This is a genomic window from Azospirillum sp. UFLA03-27 (genome assembly GCF_059803775.1).
In genome coordinates this window covers 1-3268 of sequence record NZ_JAUQTX010000419.1, presented here as the reverse complement: position 1 = coordinate 3268, position 3268 = coordinate 1, and the positions used below count along the sequence as shown (strand labels likewise).

The window sequence follows — 3268 nt, the reverse complement described above, 5'->3', positions numbered from 1 at the left end:
GCGTATAATCGTCGGCAGCGTCAGATGTGTATAAGAGACAGGCATGGGAAGGGTGGGGGCAAATGCCCCGATTGGGCGCCCCTACTGAAACGCGATCTTCGCGTGATCGCCCGGTTTCGGCGGCTCGCCGGTGATCTTCGCTTTCACATAGCCGTAGGCGTAGACCATCGCGCTCGACGGGCTGTCCCAATATTCGGCCCGATCGACGCTGACCTTCAGCAGCGTGAGATCGGGATCGTCCACCCCCTGCGGGAACCAGGTGGACAGAATGTCCCGCCACAGGAAACGGATTTTCTCGCGGTCACGCACCGTCTCCGCCACTCCCGACACCGACACGTAATCCTGCTTGTCGGGGTCGGCGTAGGACAGGTTGACGCGCCAGTGCGTCTTCAGTTCATGGACCTTCGGTGAGTCGGCCCGCGTAAAGAACCACAAGGTTCCATCGTCGAATCCCGCGTGCGGCAGGGTGGCCATAGGGCGGGAATGCAAAATGCCGTTCTCGTCCAGCGTCGTCATCATGCAGATGCGGACGCCCTTGATCATGCCCCAAAGCTTCTCGGCGGCCTCGCGATCGTCAGCGCTTCTTGCCATGGTCTGACCCTCTATTGGTAGCCCAACGGAGTCCGGTCAACGCCCGCTGCCCGGAAAGGTTCCGAGCGCGTTCAGGGCCGCGACCGACCAGGAGCCGCCCCCCTCGCTGCCGTAATGGTCGATCCGCGACAGCGAGAGCGGCGCCACCGCCAGCCGCAGCGCCGCTTGAGGCGTCAGATCCAGGGCGAGCGCCAGCGCCGCGCGGACCGACCCGCCATGGATCACCGCCACGATGTCGCGCCCGGCGTAGAGGTCGGTCAGCCGGGCGACGACGCCGGCCACCCGCTCCATCACCGCCGCGAAGCTTTCGCCGTCCGGTGGGGCCTCCGCCGCCGGGTCGCTCCAGAATCGGCGGGCCTCCCCGGGATGCAATTCCGCCACATCGTGGTGGGACAGCCCTTCCCAGCGGCCGAAGTCCTGTTCGGCCAGCGCCCGCTCGACCAGCGCCATGTCGCTGCCGGGCAGGCGCAGCGCCGCCGCCGTCTGCCGCGTGCGGCGCAGATGCGAGGTCACCCAGACTGCCTGCGGGGGCAGCCGCGCCGCCAGTGCCGCCAGCGCGTCGGAATCGCCGGTGTCAGCGGCGGGATCGCTTCGCCCGTAGATCACATTTCCCGGATTCGGGACGGGAGCGTGGCGGATGAGCCACCAGCGAGTGTTTTTCATGCAACAGTCGCGGCCAGGGTGAGCAGAACGGCGGCCTCCGCCACCTGCTGGGCGGCGCCGAACACGTCGCCGGTGTGGCCGCCGATCTGGCGCCGCGCCTGCCACGCCACCGCCACGCCCCCCAAAATCGCGGCCGGGATCGCGGCAACGGCCAGCCCCTTCAGCGCCGCCACGGCCACGGCCAGCGCCAGCGCGAGCGACAGGGCCACCGTGCCGGGCGACGGGCGCCCCTGCCGGGCGGCGAGGCCGTCGGCGCGGGCCGGGTCCATGAAGCGGGCGATCACCGCCATGCCGCCGCGCGACAGGGCGCCCGAGGCGAGCAGGGCGGGGATGACGAGGCGCGGTTCGGCCAGCGCCGCCAGCGCCGCGGCGCGGACCGCGACCGAGAAGACGATGGCGAGCACGCCGTAGCTGCCGACCCGGCTGTCGCGCATGATCTCCAGCTTGCGGGCCTTGTCGCGCCCGCCGCCGAAGCCGTCGGCGACGTCCGCCGCCCCGTCCTCGTGCAGGGCGCCGGTCAGCCAGACCATCGCGCCCAGCGCCAGCAGCGCCGCCGGCAGCGGCGGAAGATGGGCCGTTGCGGCCAGCCCGTAGACGGAGCCGCCGAACAGCCCGACCCCGGCGCCGACCAGGGGGAACCAGCCCATGGCGCGGGCGTGGGCGTCCTCGGCCAGCGGGCCGGACAGGCGCAGGGGCAACCGCGTCAGGAAGACGACGGCCAGCGCCAGATCGGAGTTCCAGCGGGAGAGGGATGGGGCGGGGGAATCTGCGGACATGGCGCTTCGGAGTACGGCAACCCCAGGCCCGCCGCAACGGATAACAGGCCCACAACGGATAACAGACCGGACGAGAGGCGCTTTGACAGCGGGTCGGGAATGGTCCAAGGTCGCGCCGCTTTTTTCATCGCTTCCCGATCACATCCTCTGCCGTCAGCGCCAGGACCCTTCGCCATGAGCAACACGCAGCCCGCCATCACCTTCGAGGAAATCCGCGCGCTGGTGCGCAACCTGCCGGGGCCGGACCTCGACGCCGGCACAGCGGCCCTCCAGCGCGAACGGCAGCTCACCAAGCCAGCGGGCGCGCTCGGCCGGCTGGAGGAGATCGCCCAGTGGATGGCGACGTGGCAGGGCCAGCACCCGGCGGAGGTGCGCCGCCCGCGCGTCGCCGTCTTCGCCGGCAACCACGGCGTCGCCGCCCGCGGCGTCTCGGCCTACCCGGCGGCGGTGACCGCCCAGATGGTCCAGAACTTCCAGAACGGCGGCGCCGCCGTGAACCAGCTCTGCGAGGTGGCCGACGCCGACCTGCGCGTCTACGAGCTGGATCTGGAGACCCCCACCGCCGACTTCACCGAAGGTCCGGCGATGGGCGAGGAGGACTGCTGCCAGGCGATGGCCTACGGCATGATGGCGGTGGAGACGGGCGTCCAGCTTCTGGCGCTCGGCGAGATGGGCATCGGCAACTCCACCGCGGCGGCGGCGCTCTGCCACGCGCTGTTCGGCGGCGAGGCCAAGGACTGGACGGGCCGCGGCACCGGCGTGGACGACGAGGGGCTGGCCCGCAAGGTCGCCGCCGTCGAGGCCGGTCTGGCCGCCAACCCGCAGGCCAAGGACGACCCGTTCGAGGCTCTGCGCTGCTTCGGCGGCTATGAGCTGGCGGCCATCGCCGGCGCCATCCTGGCCGCCCGCATGGCGCGGGTGCCGGTGCTGCTCGACGGCTACGCCTGCACGGCGGCGGCGGCGGTGCTGTTCAAGGCCGACCGCCGGGCGCTCGACCATTGCATGGTCGCCCACCGCTCGGTCGAACCGGGCCACGACCATCTGCTGGCGGCCATCGGCAAGGAGCCGCTGCTCGATCTGGGGATGCGCCTGGGCGAGGGCTCGGGCGCGGCGCTGGCGATCAACATCGTGAAGTCGGCCTGCGCCTGCCACGCCGGCATGGCGACCTTCGCCGACGCGGGCGTCAGCACCCGCGGGGCTGTCTCTTATACACATCTCCGAGCCCACGAGACTATAAC

General features: G+C 71.1%; 4 protein-coding genes. 1 reads left to right on the top strand and 3 read right to left on the bottom strand.

Annotated features, from left to right (window positions below; translation table 11 throughout):
• Positions 1–81 precede the first annotated feature (81 nt).
• From Q4I23_RS31735 to cobS, 3 genes are read right to left on the bottom strand one after another with little or no spacing between them, the layout of a single operon-like run.
• Positions 82–591 (bottom strand): pyridoxamine 5'-phosphate oxidase family protein, encoded by a 510-nt coding sequence (locus Q4I23_RS31735; RefSeq protein ID WP_454020511.1) that lies wholly within the window; start codon positions 589–591, stop codon positions 82–84.
• A 36-nt stretch (positions 592–627) separates the two neighbouring features.
• A complete protein-coding gene (locus Q4I23_RS31730) occupies positions 628–1254 on the bottom strand; it encodes a histidine phosphatase family protein (RefSeq protein WP_498528867.1) in 627 nt (208 codons plus the stop codon).
• Positions 1251–2030, bottom strand: a complete 780-nt coding sequence (cobS, locus tag Q4I23_RS31725) for an adenosylcobinamide-GDP ribazoletransferase (protein ID WP_498528866.1) — start codon at positions 2028–2030, stop codon at positions 1251–1253. The genes Q4I23_RS31730 and cobS overlap by 4 nt, the downstream gene beginning before the upstream one ends.
• 174 nt (positions 2031–2204) lie before the next feature.
• Between cobS and cobT the strand changes: the two genes are divergently transcribed.
• The coding region (cobT, locus tag Q4I23_RS31720; protein ID WP_498528865.1) for a nicotinate-nucleotide--dimethylbenzimidazole phosphoribosyltransferase at positions 2205–3268 on the top strand (1064 nt) is incomplete at its 3' end.